This window comes from Pseudomonas sp. B21-059, from assembly GCF_026016285.1.
GTDB classification, from domain to species: Bacteria; Pseudomonadota; Gammaproteobacteria; order Pseudomonadales; family Pseudomonadaceae; genus Aquipseudomonas; species Aquipseudomonas danubii.
The window spans coordinates 2868598-2891517 of record NZ_CP087201.1; the positions used below are offsets into that span (position 1 = coordinate 2868598).

Genomic DNA, 22920 nt, shown 5'->3' on the forward strand with positions numbered 1-22920 from the left:
GCGCCGCGGTGAAGGTGCAGGGCACGATGGCGAGCGGTCGTGGTCGTAGTGTTCAGCCCCTTTTTTGCGGCGCGCAGCCTGTCTGCTGTGGCGCCGGTTCTGACTGGAGATGCCATGAGCCAGGCCGTACTTGCTACCGAAACCAATCGCCGCCAGTTGCAGCAGATCATCGCCGGTCTGTCCGACGGGGTGATCCTGATCGAGACCGACAAGGCTCGCAGCCTGCTCTGGGCCAATGAAGCGGCGCTGGCCATGCATGGCGTCGGCGAGGTCGGCGAGCTGGGGGCCAATGTCCGCGAGTACGCCCGGCGCTATGCCTTGCGCTATCGCAACAATCACCCCCTGGCCCTGGAGGCCTATCCCATCAATCGGGTGGCCGCCGGTGAAACCTTCAGCGACGTGGTGGTGGAAGTGCAGGCCGAGATCGACGGCGAACCGCGGCACTGGGTGCACCGGGTGCGCAGCATGATCCTCACCGATCGCAGCGGCGCGCCGGAATCCCTGGTGCTGATCCTCAGCGATGCCAGCGACTGGGCCAGCGCTGAACAGCGCTTTGAAAAGACCTTCAACGCCAACCCGGCGCCAGCGGTGATCTGCCGCCTCAGTGACTTGCGCTATATCAAGGTCAACCAGGGCTTCCTGGAAATGACCGGCTATGCCCGGGACCAGGTGATCGGCCGCTCGGTGTACGAGCTGGATGTGCTGGAGGACGCCGAGCACAAGGACCTGGCCATCGAGCGCCTGGGGCAGGGCGCGACCATTCCGCAGATGCAGGCCGAGCTGCGCCTGCCCGACGGTGGCAGCAAGCTGGTGATCGTCGCCGGCCAGCCCCTGGACATCAACGACGAGGATTGCATGCTGTTTTCCTTCATGGACCTGGAGCCGCGGCGCAAGATCGAGATTGCCCTGCGCCAGAGCGAGGAACGCTTTGCCAAGTCGTTCCGCCTGACCCCGGTGCCGACCCTGGTGTGCAGCGCCGAGCAGCAGATCGTCGACGTCAACGAGGCCTTTCTCAATACCTGCGGCTACAGCAGCGAAGAGCTGCTGGGCAAGAACGTCGGCGCCATCGGTTTCATCGCCGAAGCCGCGGCGGCCAGCCAACTGTTCAGTCAACTGGAGAAGGCCGGCAACGTCGATGGCCTGGACCTCAAGGTGCGCCAGAAGAACGCCGGGCTGATCGATTGCGTGGCCTACGCCGACACCGTGCTCATCCAGGACAGCCCCTGTTACCTGCTGGTGCTGATGGACATCACTGAGCGCAAGCGCTCCGAACTGGAGCTGGTGGGCGCCATCGAAGAAGTGATGCGCGACGCTTCCTGGTTCAGCCGAACCCTGATCGAAAAGCTGGCCAACGTGAGAAGCCCCAAGGCCCGGGACACGCCTGGGGTGTCCTCTGCCGACCTGACGGCCCGCGAGCGGGAAGTGCTGGGGTTGATCTATCAGGGATTGGCAGACAAAGAGATTGCCGCCCAGTTGAAGCTGGCGCCCAACACCGTGCGCAACCATGTCGCCACTCTGTATTCCAAGCTCGGGGTGCACAGCCGGGGCGAAGCCATCGTCTGGGCCCGGGAGCGCGGGCTGTTCGTCGGCACGGTCGGCAGTCGGTGACGCTGAACTGGTGCATATGCACCAGGGCAACCCGTGCAAATGCGCCTTCTTTGCGTGGTGGGTGTTTTCTACCCTTGGAGCTGCCACAGCTCCGGTCAATGGGGCTGTGGCAGAGCACAACCACAGCACAAGGACAGCCCGCATGGGTGATGAACAGAGCAAGGGCACCGTGACCGATCAGGCACCGGCGGTGCTCACCCAGGCCCAGTGGCGCGCCTGTATCGAACAGCGCCTAGCGCCCCTGGCCTGCAGTTTCAGCCATGCCGGCGACGGCACCCTGACCCTGCGGGTGTTCGAGCCCGACAGCGGCCGGGTCGATCTGGTGGTCAGCGGGTTGCGCATCAAGTCCCTGCAGAGCGAGGCCGACGTATTGCGGCTCATTGACGAGTTGCTATACGAGCTGGACAGCAACTCCCTGGGCCACCTGTAGCCGCTGCCGAAGGCTGCGAACGCTCTGGGCGGCACTCCGTCGCAGGAGGTGCTGCTTTTGAGGTCGCTGAAGGTCCTGCGGACCTTTTCGCAGCTTCGCAGGCTCAGCAGCGGCTACAGGGCTGGGTGGGTCAGTTGTCGGCGATCAGGCTTGGCCGGCAATCCAGGCTCAGGCGCGCGCCGCCGCGTTCGCTGCTGCCCACTTCGAGCTTGAAGCCGTGCAGGCTGACAATCGCCGCGACAATCGACAGGCCCAGGCCAAAGCCGCCTTGGGCGTTGCTTTCGTCGACCCGGTAGAAGCGCCGGAACACCGCCACCCGTTCCGCCGGGGGAATGCCGGGACCTGAGTCCAGCACCTCCAGGCGCGGGCTGCCGTCATCGTCGAGGCCGCGCAGTATCACTTCGCCGCCTGGCGGGGTGAACTTGATCGAGTTGCTCAGCAGGTTGGCCAGGGCCTCGAACAGCAAGGCGCGGTCGCCGGTGAGCCGGGGCAGGCTGGCCGGAACATCCAGCACCAGGGTCAGGCGGCCTTCTTCGGCCAGGGGCAGGTAGAAGTCGTACAGCTCGTGGAGCAGGGGCAGGGGATCGAGTTCGAGGAAGCCCGAGCGCCGTTGCTGGTCCTCCAGTTCGGAGATGCGCAGCAACCCGCGAAAGCGCGCCATCAAGGTGTCGGCCTCGGCCAGCAGCTGGTCCATCTGCAGGGCCTGGGGCGAACCTTCCTCGGCCTGTTGCTGCAGGCGATAGAGCTGGGCCCGCAGGCGGGTCAGCGGGGTGCGCAGGTCGTGGGCGATGTTGTCGCACACGCCCTTGACCTCATGCATCAGCCGCTCGATGCGTTCGAGCATGGCGTTGACGATGGCCGCCAGCATGTCCAGTTCGTCACGCCGGTCCGACAGCGGCAGGCGCCGGGTCAGGTCGCCGGCGACGATGGCCTCGGCGCTGGCCTGGATCTGGCGGATGCGCCGTAACGGCCGGCGGCGCAGCAGATGCCAGCCGGCGACCCCGGGAATGATGGTCAGGGAAATCCCCCACAGCAGGGCGTGGAGAATGATCCGGGTCACCGCGAACAGCGAGCCGTTGTCGCGCACCAGCACCAGCCAGCGGCCGTCCCGGGTGTGGGTGGCCACCGCGTCGCAGCTGTCGCGGGGCAGGTTCGTGTCGTCGGAGTCGATGCAGTTCTTCAGCTCGTGGATCTGGCCGTCCAGGGGCAGGTCCTCGGGGATCTGCCGGATCGGTCCGCTCAAGGGCCGGCGCTGTTCGTCGAACAGGCCGTAGGCGTCGATGGCGCGCATGTCGAAGGTCATGCTGGTGGCCAGGGCTTCCACCAGTTGCTCGCCTTCGAAGCGCGCGAACAGGTGCTGGCGCTGCATCAGCGAGTGTTTGGCCAGGCTGTCCAGGTAGGTGGAGACTTCGTAGTACAGCACCCCCATGAGGATGCAGCTCCAGGCCACGAACAGCGTGCTGTAGAGCGCCAGCAGGCGGCTGCTGGAGGAGCGCCAGCCTTTAGAGGGGTTCAGCAATGACATAGCCCGAGCCTCGCACGGTGCGGATCAACGGGGTCATGCCGGGCGGGTCGATCTTTTTGCGCAGGCGGCCGATGTGCACGTCGATCAGGTTGGTTCCCGGGTCGAAGTGATAACCCCAGACCTCTTCAAAGATCATCATCCGCGAGAGGATCTGTCCGGTGTTGCGCATGAGGAATTCCAGCAGCTTGTATTCGGTGGGCAGCAGGCTCAGCAACTGGTCGGCGCGGGTCGCTTCGCGGCTGATCAGGTTCAGCTCCAGGTCGGCCACTCGCAGGCTGGTGGCGAAATCCTTGACCGTGTTCTTGCGTCGCAGCAGCACCTCGACCCGGGCCGCCATCTCGTCGGAGGCGAAGGGCTTGGTCAGGTAGTCGTCGCCGCCGGCACGCAGGCCGCGTACTCGTTCGTCGACGTCGGAGAGGGCGCTGATCATCAGGATCGGCGTCGACACACCGATGGTGCGCAGGGTGGTGACGATGGCCAGGCCGTCCAGTTCCGGCAGCATGCGGTCCAGGGTGATCAGGTCGTAGTCGCCGCTCACGGCGCGCACCAGGCCTTCGCGGCCGTTGTCCACCCAGTCCACGTCGAGGCCGTGGCTGCTCAGTTCGGCGACGATCTCCCGGGCCGTCACGGCGTCGTCTTCGATGGTCAGAATGCGGGTCATAGGCGTTACCTGCTTAGCGGTTCGTGACACAGGCGGGCATTTTGCCAAGAAACCAGGGGCGGGATTCTAAATAAACTTTCATCTGGCTTGTCGTCCGGTCTGCACGGTTCGAGTCGGGGAGGGTGAAGCTTGATATCATCCGGCCACTTTTTTGCCAGGAGGCGTCACCATGAGTGCCCTGACTCGGGTCGGCTGGAAGCCCTTTTTCGCGGTGTGCCTGTTGCTGCTGTGCAGCGCGGCGGCCCAGGCGGCCAATCAGCCCTGTTCCGGAAAGAAAGGCGGCATCGCCCGTTGTGACGGCGAGCTGTTCCTGTGCAATGACGGTTCCATCAGCGCCTCGAAGAAGAACTGCGCGCTGATGTTCGGCCAACGCTCCTCCACCCCCCGCGCCGAGCCGCTGCTGCGTGATACCCAGGGTTGCACCTGCGGCAGCGGCAGTTTCTGCACCGGGCCACGGGGCGGGGTCTATTGCCTGACGCCCAGTGGCAACAAGAGCTACAAGCGTCGTTAGGCTCTGTACCAACCGTTTTGAGACGAAGCTCAGGCAAGGCGAAAACGGTCGAGGAACGGCCGGGGGCGCGTTCGACTTTACGGTTTGTAACAGTGCCAATGTTCATAAGGTTCGCGCGGCTGTCGTCGATGCCTTGAACCACTAATTGGGGACAGGGCCCTGACCTTTGGCGGCGGTCGCGCAGGGGCCGTGGTATGTCTTAAAGGCGCCGCTGCCGGGCTTCTGCCGGCCGCGGCTTTTTGTGGCGTGTATCGCAAGTTTCAGAGACAAGGCACTGCTTTGAGGGACACCGTCCTTTTGCTTGGCCCAGATCAATATTTCTGTCAGACAAAAACACTAGATTTGCCCGCGCTCGGTTCTGACAGCCACTTCGGAACCGCGGTGTGACCGCGTCCTTGCCCCAGGACTCCAGGCGGCAGGATGCCGGTAACCCCACTCACTTCTCACGGATGAACCGCAATGCGTCAGATAGACCGCAATTTTGATATTCAGCCGCTGCAGCATGCGGACATGACCATCAGTCTCAACGGCCAGCCGGTCACTGCCGCCCTGGGTGAAACAGTCCTCAGCGTGATCCAGGCCACCGGCCTGCGCCAGGTGGCGCGCAATGATCACGGACAGTTGGTCGGTGCCTACTGCGGCATGGGCGTGTGCCATTGCTGCCTGGTGCAGATCGACGGCCGCCACAAGCGCCGTGCCTGCCAGACCCTGGTCAAGCCGGGCATGCAGGTGCAGACCCTGAGCAACCGCATCAGCGAGACGGAGCCCACGGTATGAGCCTGAACCCGGTGATTGTCGGCGGAGGGCCGGCGGGCATGGCGGCGGCTATCGAACTGGCCAAGCACGGCGTGCGCAGCACTCTGATCGAAGAAGCCTCGCGCCTGGGTGGCGTGGTCTTTCGTGGCCCGCTGCGCGATGGCGTGCAACTGGATTACCTGGGGCCGCGCTACTGCGAGACGCTGGCCAAGCTACACGGCGAATTTTCCGATCACGAGCAGATGATCGAGGTGCGCCTCAACCACCGGGTGATCGGCGCCGAGGGCCTTGACAGCCTGATGCTGCTGGATGCCGACGAGCAGGTGCAGCGGGTGGCCTATGGGCAATTGTTGCTGGCGGCCGGCTGCCATGAACGCAGCGTACCGTTTCCCGGCTGGACGCTGCCGGGGGTCAAGTTGCTCGGTGGCCTGCAACTGCAGATCAAGAGCGGCGTGGTCAAGCCGCAAGGTCCCGTGGTGATCGCCGGCACCGGGCCCTTGCTGCCACTGGTGGCGTGCCAGTTGCACGCCTCGGGCGTGCGGGTGGCCGGGGTCTACGAGGCCAGTGCCTTGAGCAAGATCGCCAAGCAGAGCCTGGCCCTGCTGAACAAGCCCCAGCTGTTTCTCGACGGCCTGAGCATGCTGGCCTACCTCAAGCTTCACAGCATCCCCCTGCGCTATGGCTGGGGCGTGGTCGAGGCCCAGGGCCAGGACGCCTTGAGCGTGGTCACGGTTGCCCCGTATTCCGCCGACTGGCAGCCGGACATGGCCAAGGCCGAGCGCATCGCCGCCCAGACCCTGGCGGTGGGTTATGGCTTCATTCCCCGCACCCAACTGAGCCAGCAGATGGGCCTGGATCACGGCTTCAGCGATGACGGCTATCTGCGGGCCAACGCCAACGCCTGGCAGCAGAGCAGCGAGCCGCACATCCATCTGGCCGGCGACATGGGTGGGATTCGCGGTGGTGAAGCGGCGATGCTCACCGGCCGCATCGCGGCGCTGTCGATCCTCATGCAGCGCGATGTGCTGAGCAACGACGCGGCCTTGCAACGGCGCCAGGGCTACGAGCGCAAACTGGCCTCGATCCTGCGCTTTCGCGGCGCGGTGGACCGCTATACCGCACGTGGCACCGGGCAGATAGACCTGCCCAAGGGCGACACGGTGATTTGCCGCTGTGAACACACCACTCGCAACGATATCGAGCGCGCCCTGAGCCAGGGCGTGCAGGACATGGCCAGCCTGAAAATGCGCACCCGGGTGAGCATGGGCGACTGCCAGGGGCGGATGTGCGTCGGCTATTGCAGCGACCGCCTGCGCCAGGCCACCGGACGCAAGGATGTGGGCTGGATTCGCCCGCGCTTCCCGTTGGACCCGATTCCGTTTTCCGCCTTTGCAGCCCCAGACCAGGAGGTCCCCGGACATGAGTAAGTATTACGACGTGGTGATTGCCGGTGGCGGCGTGATCGGGGCGTCCTGCGCCTATCAGTTGTCCAAGCGCAAAGACCTCAGAGTGGCGCTGATCGACGCCAAGCGTCCGGGCAACGCCAGCCGGGCTTCGGCCGGCGGCCTGTGGGCCATCGGCGAGTCGGTGGGCCTGGGCTGCGGAGTGATCTTCTTTCGCATGATGTCGGCCAACCGCAAGCGCGAGGCCCAGGGTTCGGCGGTGGTGGTGGACTCCAGCACCCCGCACATCCTGCCGCAGTCGTTCTTCGACTTCGCCCTGCAGTCCAACGAGCTGTACCCACGCCTGCACCGCGAACTGATCGGCCTGCACGGCATGGACTTCAAGTTCGAACAGACCGGGCTCAAGTTCGTCATTTATGACGACGAGGACCGCCTGTACGCCGAACACATTGTCGGTTGCATCCCGCACCTGTCCGATCAAGTGCGCTGGCTCGACCAGGCGGCCCTGCGCGCCGCCGAGCCGAAGGTCAGCCACGAAGCCCAGGGCGCCCTGGAGTTCCTCTGCGACCACCAGGTCAACCCCTTCCGCCTGACTGATGCCTACACCGAAGGCGCACGGCAGAACGGCGTGGATGTGTACTTCAACACCAACGTCACCGGGGTCCTGCACCAGGGCAACCGGGTCAGTGGGGTACAAACCGCCGAGGCCGGGCTGTTCCATTGCTCGACCCTGATCAATGCCGCCGGTGCCTGGGCCGCCGAGCTGAGCCTGCAGGCCACTGGGGTGGAGATTCCGGTCAAGCCGGTGAAGGGCCAGATCCTCCTCACCGAGCGCATGCCCAAGCTGCTCAATGGTTGCCTGACCACCAGCGACTGCTACATGGCGCAGAAGGACAACGGCGAGATCCTGATTGGCAGCACCACCGAGGACAAGGGCTTCGACGTCAGCACCACCTACCCGGAAATCAACGGCCTGGTGCAGGGGGCAGTGCGCTGCATTCCCGAGCTGGCCCAGGTCAACCTCAAGCGCTGCTGGGCGGGCCTGCGTCCGGGCTCGCCGGACGAGTTGCCGATTCTTGGGCCGATGGACGGGGTCGAGGGTTACCTCAACGCCTGCGGACACTTCCGTACCGGCATCCTGACCTCGGCGATCACCGGCGTACTGCTGGACAAACTGGTGAACGACGAAGCCCTGCCGCTGGACATCACTCCGTTCCTGGCCCGGCGTTTCGCCACCGCCCCGGTGAAGAAACAGCCCGAACCGGCCTGACAGATCCCCACGAGGATCTGTTGGACTTGCGTTGGAGCTGGCTTGCCAGCGAAAGCGTTTCCAAGAGCGCTGCACGGCTCGCGGGCCTCTTCGCCGGCAAGCCGGCTCCTGCGGTCGGCAGGGTCTGTTGGACTGTCGTAGGCGCTGGCTTGCCAGCGAAAGCGTTTCCGAGAGCGCTGCACGGCTCACGGGTCTCTTCGCCAGCAAGCCGGCTACGGTGATGACGCTGTGTGGGTCAGGTGGCGGGGGTGTCGAGGAACACCGGCAGCTGTTCGGCGTATTCGGCAAAACCGCGCACCGCCGGGAATTGCTCGGGACCGAACAGGTCCGCCACCATCATCTGGCTGAAACTCCAGGCCACCGCCAGGCTGATCCCGGCCTGGCTCAGGGCGCCGTCCTGAGGCAAGGGCTGTTTCTGCAGTTCCTGTTCCAACTCGGTATAGGCGGCCTGCAATTGGCCGCCGATCCGCTCCAGCCAGGGGCCGTGCTGTTTCTCCGCCGGACGCAGCTTTCGTTCGTAGACAATCTGCACCGACTTCTCACAGGCCGCCAGGGCCAGACCGATCAACCGCAACTCATGCAAACGCGCTGGCAGGGCCAGGGGCATCAGGCTCCTTTGTGGGCCGGCCAGGCTTTCCAGGTAATCGAGGATCAGGCTCGAATCCATCAGCACTTCACCCCCGTCGCAGACCAGGGTGGGTGCCTTGACCACCGGGTTGATGGCCTTGAACTGCTCGAAGGTGCTGAATACCGAGACCGAATGATGCTCGAAGGGCAGGTCCATGCATTTGAGGCTGATGGCGACACGGCGCACGTAGGGTGAATCGAGCATTCCAATGAGTTTCATCGCGTATTTCCTTGTCTTGAACGGCGCAACGGATGGGGACGGCGCGGTTAATGTAGCGGCATTGAATCGGCCTTGCACAGCTCCTTGCCATGGCTCAGCAGCGGCTACAGGCCAATGCCGATCGGGGATTTGTGTAGCCGCTGCCGCAGGCTGCGAACTGGCTGGGCGGCACTCCGTCGAAGGGCCGCAGCGCTCTTGAGGCCGCTGCGAGTTCGGCTGGAGATCGTCAAGCAAGGTCCTGCGGACCTTTGCGCAGCTTCGCCGTGGCTCAGCAGCGGCTACAGGGCCAATGCCGATCCGAGGTTGGTGTAGCCGCTGCCGCAGGCTGCGAACTGGCTGGGCGGCACTCCGTCGAAGGGCCGCGGCGTTCTTGAGGTCGCTGCGAGTTTGGCTGGAGATCGTCAAGCAAGGTCCTGCGGACCTTTGCGCAGCTTCGCGGGCTCAGCAGCGGCTACAGGGCCAATGCCGATCCGAGGTTGGTGTAGCCGCTGCCGCAGGCTGCGAACGGCACGAAGGGCCGCGGCGTTCTTGAGGCCGCTGCGGGTTCGGCTGGCGATCGTCAAGCAAGGTCCTGCGGACCTTTGCGCAGCTTCGCGGGCTCAGCAGCGGCTACAGCAATGCAGGTAATCGGCGACCGGCAGGTGCTCGTCGCGTGCCCACAGGTGCTAGCGCTGCCGTGGTCGCAGGCACCACCAGACCAGGCCCAGGGCGACGCTGAACAGGCCGGTCAGGGCTTGCAGCGAACCGGCCGGGCTGTCTGCCAACAGGCTGGCAAGCAGTCCGCAGCCCGCGGTCATGGCCATCTGGATAAAAAAGAACAGCCCCGAGGCGGTGCCCGCCACCGCCGCATAGGGTTGCAGGATCGCCAACTGGCAGGCGGGGATTGCCAGGCCCACCGAAAGCATCAGCGGCAGCATCGGCAGGACGATTGCCCACAGGCTGTCGGGCCACAGGCTGCGGGCAAGCAGCAGCAGGCCGGCGCCAGCCAGGTTCAGCACACAGGCCCCGGCAATCAGGCGGTCGGCGCTGTGGCGTACCCCTAGGCGCTGGAACAGCCGCGAGCCCAGCAGGTAGCCGGCTACGGTGGCGGCGAACACCAGGGCATAAGCGCTGGAAGACAGCCCCAGCTGGCGCTGCAACAGCGCCGGCGATTGCAGGATAAAAGGGAAGTAGGTGCAGTACAGGCAGCCGATGGCCAGGGAGTAGCGCATGAAATAGGCCTCCCCCAGCAGGCGCAGGTACAGGCGCGGCAGGCTTCTGGCGGCCACGGGGCAGAGCTGGGGCGGACGGGTTTCGGCAAGCCGCTTGTACATCAGCAGCCAGGCCGCCGCGGCCACCAGGCTCAGGCACAGAAACAAGCCGCGCCAGCCCAGCAGGTGGTCGATCAGGCTGCCCAGCGGCGGCGCCAGCATCGGCGACAGGGCAATGCCCATGGACAACAGCCCGAGCAATCGCGGCTGCTCCTCGGGGGCGCAGCGGTCGCGGACCATGACCCGGCCGATCAGGGTGCCGCAGCAACCGCCCAACGCTTGCAGCAGGCGGGCGACCATCAGCACCTCGACGTTGGCGGCGAGCATGCAGGCCAGGCTGGCCAGCAGGAATAGCGCCGTGCCCGCCAGCAGCACCGGGCGTCGGCCATAACGGTCGCACAGCGGCCCGCCCAGCAGCATCGACAGCGCATAGCCGAGCATGTACAGGCTCAGGGTCAGTTGCAGCTGGGCGTCGCTGGCCAACAGGTCGTCGGCCATGGCCGGCAGCGCCGGCAGGTACAGGTCGATGCTGATCCGCGGCAGGCAGACCACCACCAGCAGCAACAAGGTCCAGAGCCAGGGGGCGAGGGCGGGTTCAATAGCGATGGAACGGGTGGTGGAGGGGGCAACGGGGGGCATGGCAGGCTCGGGGCAAGGGGGGACGGCGCTGAAATTAAGGTCTTTATGGTTTAATGCCGAGCACCGTTTAGAGCGCTTTTGACTGGACCACTATGAGCCGTGGAAAACAATGAGCCGTGGAAAACACCCCGTGCCCCTCGACCTGCCCCTGCCGGAGCGCATGGATGAAACCCTGGGCAAGCAGGACAGCGCCTACGGCGCCTTGCGCCAGGCGATCCTGGAAAAACGCCTGCCGGCCGGCTGCCGCTTGCCCTCGACCCGCACCCTGGCCCAGCGCTGGGGCCTGTCCCGGGGCACCCTGGAAGTGGTCTTCGACCGCCTGCGCAGCGAAGGCTATGTGAGTCGCGCCAGCGGTTCCGGGACCCGGGTCTGCGCGGTGGTGCCGGACCTGTATCTGAGCACCCCGGCACGCGTTGCACCGGCATCCACCCGTGACAACGAGCCCTCGTATCCGCCGCTGAGCGTACGTGCCGGCCAGCCCTTTGTGGCACGACTCGCCGACCCGGCGCTGTTCCCCCTGCAACGCTGGACCCGTTCCCTGACCCGAGCCCTGGGCAGCGCCACGGCGCAATCGCTGTGCGATGCCGACCCCGCCGGCCTGCCGGCGCTGCGCCAGCAGATCGCCGAGTACCTGGGGCAGCACCGCGGCATCGCCTGCCATGCCGGGCAAGTGATGATCACCACCGGCATTCGCCACGGCCTCGATCTGCTGGCCCGCAGCCTGCTCAGTGCAGGGGACAAGGTGTGTATCGAAGACCCCGGCTACCTTTCGGCCCAGGGCCTGTTTGCCCTGGCCGGTGCGCGGCTGGTGCCGATTCCGGTGCAGGAGGAGGGCATCGACGTGGCGCAACTGCAAGGCCACGGCGATGCACGCATGGTCTACGTGACCCCGGCCCATCAGGCGCCCCTGGGCATGACCATGCCGGTGTCCCGGCGTCTGGCGCTGCTGGAATGGGCCCGGCACAGCGACACCTGGGTGGTGGAAGACGACTACGACAGCGAATTCAACTACCAGAGCGCGCCCCTGGCGGCTCTCAAGTCTCTGGACCCGGATGACCGGGTGATCTACTGCGGCAGTTTCAACAAGACCCTGTTCGCCGGTTTGCGGGTGGGCTTCATGCTGGTGCCCGAGGCGCTGCGTGCCCGGCTGTTGGCCACCTTGCAGAACACCGGGCGCTCGGTGGGGGTGATCGAACAGCTGGCCCTGGCCGACTACATCGCCAGTGGCGCTTTTCTGCGTTGCCTGCGGGCGGCGCGTCAGGCTTATCAGGAGCGCCGCGACCTGCTGCTGGCGATTCTCGCGCGGGAGGCGCCCGGCTGTTACCGCATCAGTGGCCAGCAGGCCGGGCTGCATCTGCTCCTGGAGTTGCCGCCGGGCAGCGACGAGGCGGGCTTTCGCCAGCGCGCGGCAGAGCAGGGCCTGCTGCTGCAAGGGGTGATTGAACATTGTCAGCAGGTGCGCCGGGCGCCAGCGGTGATCATCGGCTATGCGGCCCTGAGCCTGGCGCAGATCCGCTTCAGCGGTGCGCGTCTGGCGGCGCTGCTGGTGGCCGAGGCGGGGCAGGAACATGAGCGGTGAGCCCTGACGGTCATCGGGCTGTCATCTCGCTCGGGCACCCTCGACGCCCCGGCCTTCGGCCTTTGTGGATTACACGGACGTTATGATCATTGTCACTGCCGGTGCGGCCTATCTGGATATCGACGCCTACGCCGGCTGCATCGCCTACGCCGAATTGCTCAACCTCAGCGGCCGCCCGGCCCGGGCCCTGAGCAGCGCACCGCTGAACGAGAGCATCCCGGCCCATTTCCGCCAGCAGCTCAAGGGCCTGGACCGCCACGTCCCGGAGGGCGCCGACCAGTTCGTGCTGGTGGACATCTCCAACCACCTGCACCTGGACCCGTTGGTGGACCTCACCCGGGTGATCGAGGTCATCGACCATCACCCCGGGTTCGAGGCCTTCTGGGACGAGCGCCTGGGCAAATACGCCGATATCCGCCAGATCGGCGCCGCCTGCACCCAGGTCTTTGAGCGCTGGCGCGATTCCGGGCTGTTGCCCAAGATCAGCCGCGACAGCGCGCAATTGCTGGCGGCGGGAATCCTCGACAACACCCTGAACTTCACCGACCAGGGATGCACCGCAGCGGACCGCCAGGCCTATGCTGCCCTGGCCGCCCATGCAGGCCTGGGGCCACAGTGGCCCGACGAGTACTTCCAGCAATGCCAGCAGCAGATCGAAGCGCAACTGGCGCAGGCCCTGCTCAAGGACCTGAAAGTCCTCGAACCTTCCAGCAACCTGCCGCGGCGCTTTGCCCAACTGACCCTATGGAATGGCGAGGACCTGCTGGCGCGCCAGCGCAGCCTGATCGAGCAGGTGCTGGGGCAATGGGGCGATGACTGGCTGCTGAACCTGATCAGCCTCAGCGAGGGTAAAAGTTACCTGCTGACCGGCAGCCCGGGCAGTGCCCGCAAGCTGGAGCGGCTGCTGGAGTGCAGCGCCCTGGACGGCGTGCATTGCCTGGCCCGGCCGATCCTGCGCAAGGAGCTGCTGCGCAAGGGCCTGGCGCTCCAGGCCCCGTCCTGTCGGACGGGCTAGTCGTCGAAGCCGCCTTGCTCGTGAATTTCGTCCATCTTCAGTTCCAGGCGGTAGGCCACGGCGATGAACAGTGCCTGGCACAGGCACAGGGTGGCGCTCAGTGAGCGGAAGGCGAAGGAGCTGCCTTCATTGACCAGCAGCACGCTGTTGGCGCGCTTGGCCAGGGGCGACAGGGTGCTGTCGGTGATGATCAGGGTCTTGGCCTGGTTGTGCTGGGCAATGCGCAGGCAGTGCTGGGTCTCTTTGCCATAGGGGGTGAAGCTGATGGCGATCACCAGGTCGTTGGGGCGGATGCTGCGCATCTGCTCGCGGTAGCTGCCCCCCAGGCCCGACACCAGATGAATGCGCTTGTTGGTGTGCTGCAGGTTGTACACCAGGTAGTCGGCCACGGCGAAGGAGCGGCGCACCCCCACCACGTAGATGTTGTCGGCGTTGACCACCAGGTCCACGGCCTTGTCGAAGGCCGTGTCGTCCAGTTCCAGGCCCAGGCGCTCGATGCCCGAGAGGGTGGCGTTGACGCATTCCCGAGCCAGGTCGCCGCCGCTGGCTTTCTGCGACTTGTTGGCAATCATGCTGCGGATGCGCTGCTGGTAGTTCTGTACCGGCGTGGCCTTGTGGGTGTAGGCCTGGCGAAACAGCGCCTGCATTTCACTGAAGCCGCTGAAGCCGAAACGCTGGGAGAAGCGCACGATGGCCGAGGGATGCACTTCGCATTCCCGGGCGATGTCGCTGATGCGGTCGACCATGATCCGGTCGCTCTGCTGGCTCATGTAGCTGGCAATGCGCTTGAGCTGGCGCGGCAGGCTCTCGTATTCCTCGGTGATCAGTTGCAGCAGGCGTTCGGCATTGATCGGAGGGCTGACGAGGTCGCTCTCGGGCGTGCTCTCGGACAAGGCCGGCTGATCGGTGCGGGACATAGAAAATCCTTCTGGCTTGTGCTTATGGGAACGGCCTGTGGCCCCGTCCCCTGACAATAGGTGGGCAGCCGGCAGTCTACAGGGTAGGGGCCGATAAAATCTTCGGGCTGATGCCGGCCGGCACCTTGCTGAAACGATGCATGACCTCTGGCTCAGGCTAGAACAAGTTTAATGGAAAAAATATTCCACGTAAAAAACTTATAGAAAAAATATTGATTGGCGCCGAGAGACGTTTTAGTCTGCATCCACCAAGAGTGTTCGGCGCCTGCCAAGGGCGGCGAGCACAGGCTGATAAAAATAACAGGAGCCAGCATGGGCCAGACTCGTTTTGCCAGTGGGCGTCAATTGGATCTGATTTGCCTCGGACGCCTGGGCGTCGATCTCTATGCACAGCAGGTCGGTGCGCGGCTGGAGGATGTCAGCAGTTTTGCCAAGTACCTCGGCGGCTCGTCGGCGAACATTGCCTTCGGCACCGCGCGCCTGGGCCTCAAGTCGGCGATGTTGAGCCGGGTCGGCGACGATCACATGGGGCGCTTCCTGGTGGAGTCCCTGGTGCGCGAAGGCTGTGACGTCAGCGCCATCCAGGTCGACCCGCAACGCCTCACCGCCATGGTCCTGCTGGGCCTCAAGGACCGCGAAACCTTCCCCCTGGTGTTCTACCGCGAGAACTGCGCGGACATGGCGCTGCGTGCCGAAGACATCGACGAAGCCTTTATTGCCTCCAGCAAGGCCTTGCTGATCACCGGCACCCATTTCTCCACCGACGGCGTCTACCGAGCCAGCCTCCAGGCCCTGGACTACGCGCAAAAGCACGGGGTCAAGCGGGTCCTGGATATCGACTACCGGCCGGTGCTCTGGGGCCTGGCGGGCAAGGCTGACGGCGAGACCCGGTTTGTCGCCGATCACCAGGTCAGCCAGCATGTGCAGAGCATCCTGCCGCGCTTCGATCTGATCGTCGGCACCGAAGAAGAATTCCTCATTGCCGGCGGCAGCGAAGACCTGCTGACGGCCTTGCGCACGGTGCGCTCCCTGAGCGCCGCGACCCTGGTGGTCAAGCTCGGCCCGCAGGGGTGCACGGTGATCCACGGCGAGATTCCGCAGCGCCTGGAGGACGGGGCGATCTACCCTGGTGTGCGGGTGGAGGTGCTCAACGTGCTGGGCGCCGGCGATGCCTTTATGTCCGGCTTCCTCAGTGGCTGGCTGGAAGACGCCAGCGATGAGCGCTGCTGCCAGTTGGCCAACGCCTGCGGCGGCCTGGTGGTGTCGCGCCATGCCTGTGCCCCGGCGATGCCGACCCGCGCCGAACTGGATTACCTGTTCAGCAGCCCGGTGCCCATTACCCGTCCCGACCAGGACCCGATCCTGCAGCGCCTGCATCAGGTCAGCGTGCCGCGCAAGGCCTGGAAGCCGCTGTTCGTCTTTGCCTTCGATCACCGTGGGCAACTGGTGGAACTGGCGCAACAGGGCGGCCAGGACCCGACGCGCATCAGCGCCCTCAAGCAGCTGTTTATCCAGGCGGTGGAGCGGGTCGAGCATCAGCTGCGCGAGCAGGGCGTGGCGGCCGATGTGGGCCTGCTGGCCGACCAGCGCTTCGGCCAGGACGCGCTGAATGCCGCCACCGGTCGCGGCTGGTGGGTGGCGCGTCCGGTGGAGGTCCAGGGCTCGCGGCCCCTGGCCTTCGAGCATGGGCGCTCGGTGGGCAGCAACCTGATTGCCTGGCCCCAGGAGCAGATCATCAAGTGCCTGGTGCAATATCACCCGGACGACGAACCCCTGCTGCGCCTGGAGCAGGAGGCGCAGATCATGGGCCTGTACCAGGCGTCCCAGGTCAGCGGCCATGAGCTGCTGCTGGAAATCATCCCGCCCAAGGACCTGCCCGGCGCCCATCCCGAGGTGCTCTACCGCAGCCTCAAGCGCCTGTACAACCTGGGCATCTACCCGGCGTGGTGGAAGATCGAGGCGCAGTCGGCTGAGGAGTGGAAAAAGCTCGACGAGCTGATCCAGGAGCGCGACCCGTATTGCCGTGGCGTGGTGCTGCTGGGCCTGAATGCCTCGGCCGAGTGCCTGGCCGAGGGCTTCCGGCAAGCTGCCAACAGCCAGACCTGCCGTGGTTTTGCCGTGGGCCGGACGATTTTCCAGGAGCCGAGCCGTGGGTGGCTGGCGGGGGAGATCGACGACGAAACCCTGATCCGGCAAGTCCAGGGCACCTTCGAACAACTGATCAACGCCTGGCGCAGCGCCCGCCCCCTGTAGGCGCCGGCTGGCCGACGAAGAGGGTCTTGAGCCTGGTGCCAGGCTCGCCGGCGCCTTCGCTGGCAAGCCAGCTCCTGCGAGTGCGAGGCCGTTCTCCACGCTTTCATGAATAACAACAAAAGGTGCAGCCATGCCCGCTATCCGAATTGGCATCAACCCGATCTCCTGGAGCAACGACGACCTGCCGGCCCTGGGCGGTGAAACGCCCCTGAGCACCGCCCTGAGCGAAGGCCGCGACATCGGTTACCAAGGCTTTGAACTCAACGGCAAGTTCCCCAAGGACGCCAAGGGCGTGGGCGATGTGTTGCGCCCTTATGACCTGGCGCTGGTCTCGGGCTGGTACTCCAGCCGCCTGGCCCGGCGTTCGGTGGCACAAGAAATCGACGCCATTGCCAGCCACGTCGAACTGCTGAAACGCAACGGCGCCTCGGTGCTGGTCTACGGCGAAGTGGCCGACTCGATCCAGGGCTCACCGGTGCGCCTGATCGAGCGTCCGCGCTTCCACAGTGAACAGGCTTGGCAGGATTACGCCGACAAGCTCACGGAGCTGGCGCGTTTCACCCTGTCTGAGGGTGTGCGCCTGGCCTACCACCACCACATGGGCGCCTACGTCGAGTCCCCGGCAGACATCGACAAACTGATGAGCCTGACCGGCGAGGAAGTCGGCCTGCTGTTCGATTCGGGCCACTGCTACATGGGCGGCGGCGAACCCTTGGAGGTGCTGCGCAAGCACATTCGCCGCGTCTGCCACGTGCACTTCAAGGACGTGCGCAAGCCGGTGGTGCAACTGGCGCGCAACAACCTGTGGAGCTTCCCGGACTGCATCGTCAACGGCACCTTCACCGTGCCCGGCGATGGCGACCTCGATTTTGCCGCCTTGCTCGACGTGCTGCTGGACGCGGGCTACCAGGGCTGGCTGGTGGTGGAAGCCGAGCAGGACCCGGCCGTGGCGCCGAGCTACGTCTATGCGAAAAAAGGTTACGACACCCTGCGGGCCCTGCTGGACGCCGCTGTGCAACGCAGGAGCACTGCCCAATGAACCTGCTGGTGAAAAGCGCGGCCAAGGGCCGGACCCTGGTCCAGCTGCCAGAGGGCGCCCTGGAATACGTGGGCTTCAGTGCCTACCGCCTGAGCCTTGGGGAAAGCCTGCCGGTCAGTGCCGGCGACCAGGAGCTGTGCCTGGTGCTGCTCAGCGGCCGTATCGATGTGCAGGGCCAAGCGCCCCAGGGCGCCTTCCAGTGGGACAACCTGGGGGACCGGCAATCGGTGTTCGAAGACAAATCGCCCTTTGCCGCCTACCTGCCGCCGGGCAGCCAGGCCCAGGTCAGCGCCTTGAGCGAGGTGCAGATTGCCCTGTGTGCCGCCCCGGGTGATGCCGCCGCTGGCCTCGGCCCACGGCTGATCCGCCCGGAGCAGTGCAAGCGCAGCGTGCGCGGCAAGGGCGCCAATACCCGTTATGTCTGCGACATCCTGCCCGACAGCGAGCCGGCCCATTCCCTGCTGGTGGTGGAGGTGCGCACGCCGTCCGGGCATTCCTCCAGCTACCCGCCGCACAAGCACGACACCGATGACTTGCCGCACCAGAGCTTTCTGGAAGAGACCTATTACCACCAGATCAACCCGCCCCAGGGCTTCGTCTTCCAGCGGGTCTACACCGACGACCGCAGCATCGACCAGGCCATGGCCGTGGAAAACAGCGACCTGGTGGTGGTGCCCAAGGGCTATCACCCGGTCAGCGTGCCTTACGGCTACGAGTCCTATTACCTGAACGTCATGGCCGGGCCCAAGCGGGTCTGGCAGTTCCATAACGACCCGCAGCACAGCTGGCTGCTGGATCTCTGAAGCGCCGAACTCAGACGGCAACCCTTTACGGAGAACAAGAACAATGAGCGATACCCCGGTAATAGGTCATTACATCGGCGGCCAGGTACAGGACGCCGGTGAGCGTTTCAGCCAGGTGTTCAACCCGGCCACGGGTGCGGTCCAGGCCCGCGTCGCCCTGGCCAGCCAGAAGACCGTGGACGAGGCCGTGGCCTCGGCGCTGAAGGCCTTTCCCGCCTGGTCCGAACAGTCCTCCCTGCGCCGTGCGCGGGTGATGTTCAAGTTCAAGGAACTGCTGGACCGGCACCACCAGGAACTGGCGCAGATCATCACCCGCGAGCACGGCAAGGTGCTGTCCGACGCCATGGGAGAAGTGACCCGCGGCATCGAGATCGTCGAGTACGCCTGTGGCGCGCCGAACCTGTTGAAAACCGATTTCAGCGACAACATCGGTGGCGGCATCGATAACTGGAACCTGCGCCAGCCCCTGGGCGTGTGCGCCGGGGTCACGCCGTTCAACTTCCCGGTGATGGTGCCGCTGTGGATGATCCCCATCGCCCTGATCACCGGTAACTGCTTCATCCTCAAACCGTCCGAGCGCGACCCGTCCGCCAGCCTGCTGATGGCGCGCCTGCTGACCGAAGCCGGGTTGCCCGAAGGGGTGTTCAACGTGGTCCAGGGCGACAAGAGCGCCGTGGATGGCTTGCTCCAGCACCCGGACATCGAGGCGATTTCCTTTGTCGGTTCGACGCCGATTGCCGAGTACATCCACCAGCAGGCCAGCGCCCGAGGCAAACGCGTGCAGGCCCTGGGTGGGGCCAAGAACCACATGATCGTGATGCCCGACGCCGTCCTGGACCAGGCCGCCGACGCACTGATCGGCGCGGCCTACGGCTCGGCTGGCGAGCGCTGCATGGCGATCTCCGTCGCCGTGGCGGTGGGCGAGGTGGCCGATGAATTGATCGCCAAGCTGCTGCCGCGTATCGACCAGCTCAAGGTCGGCAACGGCTTGCAGGGCGACAGCGACATGGGGCCGCTGGTGACCGCCGAGCACAAGGCCCGGGTTGAAGGTTTCATCGACCAGGGCGTGGCCCAGGGCGCACAGCTGCTGGTGGACGGTCGCGGTTTCAAGGTACCGGGGGCGGAGCAGGGCTTTTTTGTCGGCGCCACCCTGTTCGATCACGTCACCCCCCAGATGAGCATCTACCAGCAGGAAATCTTCGGGCCGGTGCTGGGCATTGTGCGGGTGCCTGATTTTGCCAGCGCAGTGGAGCTGATCAACGCCCATGAATTCGGCAATGGCGTGTCCTGCTTCACCCGCGACGGCGGCGTGGCCCGGGCCTTTGCCCGCAGTATCAAGGTGGGCATGGTGGGCATCAACGTGCCGATTCCGGTGCCCATGGCCTGGCATTCCTTCGGCGGCTGGAAGCGCTCGCTGTTCGGCGATCACCATGCCTACGGCGAGGAAGGCGTGCGCTTCTACAGCCGCTACAAGAGCGTGATGCAGCGCTGGCCCGACAGCATCGCCAAGGGCCCGGAGTTCAGCATGCCGACGGCCAAGTAACGGTCGCGACGCGATGGATTTTGGAGAACAAGAAGAATGAGCCAGCCCCTGCGTTTCGCCCTGAATCGTATGGTTGCACCGCGTTTGTCACTGCCGGCGTTTATCGACCTGGCGCTGACGCTGAAGGTCGATGCCATTGAACTGCGCAATGACCTTGCGGGCGTGGAAATCGAGGACGGTACGCCGCCGCAGCAGGTCCGCGAATTGTGCGCGGCCCAGGGGCTCAAGGTGTTGTCGATCAACGCCCTGTACCCCTTCGATGTGTGGAACGACGAGCGTCGCCAGCAGGCCCTGAAACTTGCCGCCTATGCCCGTGCCTGCGGCGCCGAGGGGCTAGTGTTGTGCCCGCTCAATGACCCTGCCGATCCGCGCACTGAGGCCCAGCGCAGCAGCGCTCTGCGCAGCGCTTTGAGCGAGCTGGCGCCGATTCTGCGGGATCACGGCCTGCTGGGGTTTATCGAGCCCCTGGGCTTTGAGGAATGTGCGCTGCGCCACAAGCGCACGGCAGTGGAGGCGATCCGTGCCATCGGCGGCCTGGATGTGTTGCGCCTGGTGCACGACACCTTCCACCACCACTTGGCCGGCGAGCGTGAGTTGTTCCCCGAGCTGACCGGGCTGGTGCACATCTCCGGTGTCGAGGACCGCCAAGCGCCGCTCAACCGCATTCGCGACGGCCATCGGGTACTAGTAGCCGAGGCGGACATCCTCGGCAATGTGGCGCAGATCGACACCTTGCGCAGCAGTGGCTACAGCGGCTACCTGTCGTTCGAGCCTTTTGCCGAGAGCGTGCACGGGCTGGCGGACATCCAGCAGGCGCTGGCGGCGAGCATTGCCCACTTGCGGCAGGCCCTGGCCTGAGGTCATTTCCTTGTGGGTGCTGGCAAGCCGGCTCCCGCAGGGCGACATAACAAGATGAAGGTGCAAACCATGAGTACGACACGCTTGACCATGGCCCAGGCCCTGGTGAAATTCCTCGATAACCAATACGTCGAGGTGGATGGGGTCCAGAGCAAGTTCATCGCCGGGGTCTTCACCATTTTCGGCCACGGCAACGTGCTCGGCCTGGGCCAGGCCCTGGAGCAGGACAGTGGCGACCTGGTGGTGCACCAGGGCCGCAACGAGCAGGGCATGGCCCACGCCGCCATTGGTTTCGCCAAGCAGCACCTGCGGCGCAAGATCTACGCCTGCAGCTCCTCGGTGGGCCCCGGCGCGGCCAATATGCTGACCGCGGCGGCCACCGCCACGGCCAACCGGATTCCCTTGCTGTTGCTGCCGGGGGACGTCTACGCCAGCCGCCAGCCGGACCCGGTGCTGCAACAGATCGAACAGTTCCATGACCTGAGCATCAGCACCAATGATGCCTTCAAGGCCGTGAGCAAATACTGGGACCGCATCAACCGTCCCGAGCAACTGATGAGCGCGGCGATCCACGCCATGCGTGTGCTCACCGACCCGGCGGAAACCGGCGCCGTGACCCTGGCATTGCCCCAGGATGTGCAGGGCGAAGCCTACGATTACCCGGATTCCTTCCTCGCCAAGCGCGTGCATCGCATCGACCGCCGTCCGGCCACCGAGGCCATGCTCGGCGATGCCCTGGCGCTGTTTCAGGGCAAGCGCAAGCCGCTGATTATCTGTGGCGGCGGGGTCAAGTATTCCGGGGCCAACCGGGCGTTGCAGGCCTTTGCCGAACGCTTCGGCATCCCCTTTGCCGAAACCCAGGCGGGCAAGAGCGCGGTGGTTTCCGAGCATCCGTTGAACGTCGGTGGGATCGGCGAGACCGGCTGCCTGGCGGCCAACCTGCTGGCCAGGGAAGCCGACCTGATCATCGGCATCGGCACCCGCTACAGCGATTTCACCACCTCGTCGAAATGGCTGTTCCAGCACCCGGAGGTGGCGTTCCTCAACCTCAATGTCTGCCCTGGCGACAGCCTCAAGATGGAGGGTGTGCAGCTACTGGCCGATGCCCGCGCCGGCTTGCAGGCCCTGAGCGAAACCCTGGGCCGCAGCGGCTATCGGGCGGCCTGGGACGCACAGGTCAGTGCGGCCAAGGCGCAGTTGGAGGCCGAGGTGGACCGGGTGTATCAGGTGCAATACCAGGACGATGGTTTTGTCCCGGAGATCAACGACCACATGGACCCGGCGGTGCTGCGCGAATTCATCGAGCTGACCGGTTCCTGCCTGACCCAGAGCCAGGTGCTCGGGCTGCTCAACCAGGCCTTGCCCGAGGACGGCATCATCGTCGCCGCCGCCGGCAGCCTGCCCGGCGACCTGCAGCGCAGCTGGCGCAGCAAGGGGGTCAACAGCTACCACGTGGAATACGGCTATTCGTGCATGGGCTACGAGGTCAACGCGGCCCTGGGGGTCAAGCTCGCCGAGCCGGATCGCGAGGTGTACGCCCTGGTGGGCGACGGCTCCTACCTGATGCTGCACTCGGAACTGGTCACCTCGATCCAGGAGCAGCGCAAGATCAACGTGGTGCTGCTGGACAACATGACCTTCGGCTGCATCAACAACCTGCAGATGGGCCACGGTATGGACAGCTTCGGCACCGAGTTCCGCTACCGCAACCCGCAGAGCGGCAAGCTCGACGGCGGCTTTGTGCCAGTGGACTTCGCCATGAGCGCCGCCGCCTACGGCTGCAAGACCTACAAGGTCAGCACTGAGGAGCAACTGCTGACGGCCCTGGCCGATGCCCGGACCCAGACGGTATCGACCCTGATCGACATCAAGGTCTTGCCCAAGACCATGATCCACAGCTACCTGTCCTGGTGGCGGGTGGGCGTGGCCCAGGTGTCCACCAGCGAGCGCACCGATGCGGCGGCCAAGACCCTTAATGAACGCCTGGCCCAGGCCCGGCAGTACTGATTGCTC

At 65.3% G+C, this 22920-nt stretch carries 19 protein-coding genes; 14 read left to right on the plus strand and 5 right to left on the minus strand.

All coding sequences use genetic code 11. The features are described 5' to 3' along the window. Positions 1–114 precede the first annotated feature (114 nt). Together LOY69_RS13165 and LOY69_RS13170 are read left to right on the plus strand one after the other, a co-directional pair. Positions 115–1608: a helix-turn-helix transcriptional regulator gene (locus LOY69_RS13165; protein WP_265074706.1), complete on the plus strand. Its 1494-nt coding sequence runs from the start codon at positions 115–117 to the stop codon at positions 1606–1608. Positions 1609–1750: 142 nt separating this feature from the next. Next, positions 1751–2038: a DUF1652 domain-containing protein gene (locus LOY69_RS13170; protein WP_060838880.1), complete on the plus strand. Its 288-nt coding sequence runs from the start codon at positions 1751–1753 to the stop codon at positions 2036–2038. A 130-nt stretch (positions 2039–2168) separates the two neighbouring features. Here the strand turns inward: LOY69_RS13170 and LOY69_RS13175 are convergent, their stop codons facing one another. Next, positions 2169–3563 (minus strand): sensor histidine kinase, encoded by a 1395-nt coding sequence (locus LOY69_RS13175; RefSeq protein ID WP_265074707.1) that lies wholly within the window; start codon positions 3561–3563, stop codon positions 2169–2171. Further along, positions 3541–4224, minus strand: a complete 684-nt coding sequence (locus tag LOY69_RS13180; RefSeq protein ID WP_060838882.1) for a response regulator transcription factor — start codon at positions 4222–4224, stop codon at positions 3541–3543. The genes LOY69_RS13175 and LOY69_RS13180 overlap by 23 nt, the downstream gene beginning before the upstream one ends. A 169-nt stretch (positions 4225–4393) precedes the next feature. On the opposite strand from LOY69_RS13180, the gene LOY69_RS13185 reads away from it, so the two are divergent. From LOY69_RS13185 to hcnC, 4 genes are all read left to right on the plus strand, one after another. Continuing rightward, on the plus strand, positions 4394–4735 hold the full coding sequence (locus LOY69_RS13185) for a hypothetical protein (RefSeq protein WP_170003304.1): 342 nt from the start codon (positions 4394–4396) through the stop codon (positions 4733–4735). A 459-nt stretch (positions 4736–5194) separates the two neighbouring features. Then, positions 5195–5512: a cyanide-forming glycine dehydrogenase subunit HcnA gene (gene hcnA, locus LOY69_RS13190; protein ID WP_102864437.1), complete on the plus strand. Its 318-nt coding sequence runs from the start codon at positions 5195–5197 to the stop codon at positions 5510–5512. Further along, complete coding sequence (hcnB, locus tag LOY69_RS13195) at positions 5509–6918, plus strand: cyanide-forming glycine dehydrogenase subunit HcnB (RefSeq protein ID WP_265074708.1); 1410 nt, start codon at positions 5509–5511, stop codon at positions 6916–6918. Before hcnA ends, hcnB begins: the two co-directional genes overlap by 4 nt. Further along, positions 6911–8164, plus strand: coding sequence for a cyanide-forming glycine dehydrogenase subunit HcnC (hcnC, locus tag LOY69_RS13200; protein ID WP_102864439.1), 1254 nt, complete (start codon positions 6911–6913; stop codon positions 8162–8164). The genes hcnB and hcnC overlap by 8 nt, the downstream gene beginning before the upstream one ends. A gap of 235 nt (positions 8165–8399) precedes the next feature. Here hcnC and LOY69_RS13205 read toward each other — a convergent pair whose 3' ends face one another. Then, a complete protein-coding gene (locus LOY69_RS13205; RefSeq protein ID WP_265074709.1) occupies positions 8400–9011 on the minus strand; it encodes a glutathione S-transferase in 612 nt (203 codons plus the stop codon). A gap of 665 nt (positions 9012–9676) precedes the next feature. Further along, complete coding sequence (locus tag LOY69_RS13210; RefSeq protein WP_265074710.1) at positions 9677–10900, minus strand: multidrug effflux MFS transporter; 1224 nt, start codon at positions 10898–10900, stop codon at positions 9677–9679. Positions 10901–11009: 109 nt separating this feature from the next. Between LOY69_RS13210 and LOY69_RS13215 the strand changes: the two genes are divergently transcribed. Beyond that, positions 11010–12479 (plus strand): PLP-dependent aminotransferase family protein, encoded by a 1470-nt coding sequence (locus LOY69_RS13215; protein WP_265074711.1) that lies wholly within the window; start codon positions 11010–11012, stop codon positions 12477–12479. A gap of 82 nt (positions 12480–12561) precedes the next feature. After that, positions 12562–13494, plus strand: a complete 933-nt coding sequence (locus tag LOY69_RS13220; protein ID WP_265074712.1) for a DHH family phosphoesterase — start codon at positions 12562–12564, stop codon at positions 13492–13494. Here LOY69_RS13220 and LOY69_RS13225 read toward each other — a convergent pair. Continuing rightward, positions 13491–14411 (minus strand): MurR/RpiR family transcriptional regulator, encoded by a 921-nt coding sequence (locus LOY69_RS13225; protein ID WP_102879756.1) that lies wholly within the window; start codon positions 14409–14411, stop codon positions 13491–13493. The two genes, LOY69_RS13220 and LOY69_RS13225, sit on opposite strands and share 4 nt — an antisense overlap. A 312-nt stretch (positions 14412–14723) precedes the next feature. Between LOY69_RS13225 and LOY69_RS13230 the strand changes: the two genes are divergently transcribed. The 6 genes from LOY69_RS13230 (at position 14724) to iolD (ending at position 22914) form a co-directional block, all read left to right on the plus strand. Next, positions 14724–16664, plus strand: coding sequence for a bifunctional 5-dehydro-2-deoxygluconokinase/5-dehydro-2-deoxyphosphogluconate aldolase (locus LOY69_RS13230; RefSeq protein ID WP_265074713.1), 1941 nt, complete (start codon positions 14724–14726; stop codon positions 16662–16664). Between the two features lie 130 nt (positions 16665–16794). After that, on the plus strand, positions 16795–17703 hold the full coding sequence (gene iolE, locus LOY69_RS13235) for a myo-inosose-2 dehydratase (RefSeq protein WP_265074714.1): 909 nt from the start codon (positions 16795–16797) through the stop codon (positions 17701–17703). Then, positions 17700–18506 (plus strand): 5-deoxy-glucuronate isomerase, encoded by an 807-nt coding sequence (gene iolB, locus LOY69_RS13240; RefSeq protein ID WP_123393865.1) that lies wholly within the window; start codon positions 17700–17702, stop codon positions 18504–18506. The genes iolE and iolB overlap by 4 nt, the downstream gene beginning before the upstream one ends. 43 nt (positions 18507–18549) lie before the next feature. Then, complete coding sequence (locus LOY69_RS13245) at positions 18550–20049, plus strand: CoA-acylating methylmalonate-semialdehyde dehydrogenase (protein ID WP_265074715.1); 1500 nt, start codon at positions 18550–18552, stop codon at positions 20047–20049. Positions 20050–20085: 36 nt separating this feature from the next. Next, complete coding sequence (locus tag LOY69_RS13250; protein ID WP_265074716.1) at positions 20086–20907, plus strand: TIM barrel protein; 822 nt, start codon at positions 20086–20088, stop codon at positions 20905–20907. Between the two features lie 69 nt (positions 20908–20976). Beyond that, the gene (gene iolD / locus LOY69_RS13255) at positions 20977–22914 is read left to right on the plus strand and encodes a 3D-(3,5/4)-trihydroxycyclohexane-1,2-dione acylhydrolase (decyclizing) (RefSeq protein ID WP_265074717.1); all 1938 of its coding nucleotides are present in this window, start codon (positions 20977–20979) and stop codon (positions 22912–22914) included. The last annotated feature ends 6 nt before the right edge of the window (positions 22915–22920 follow it).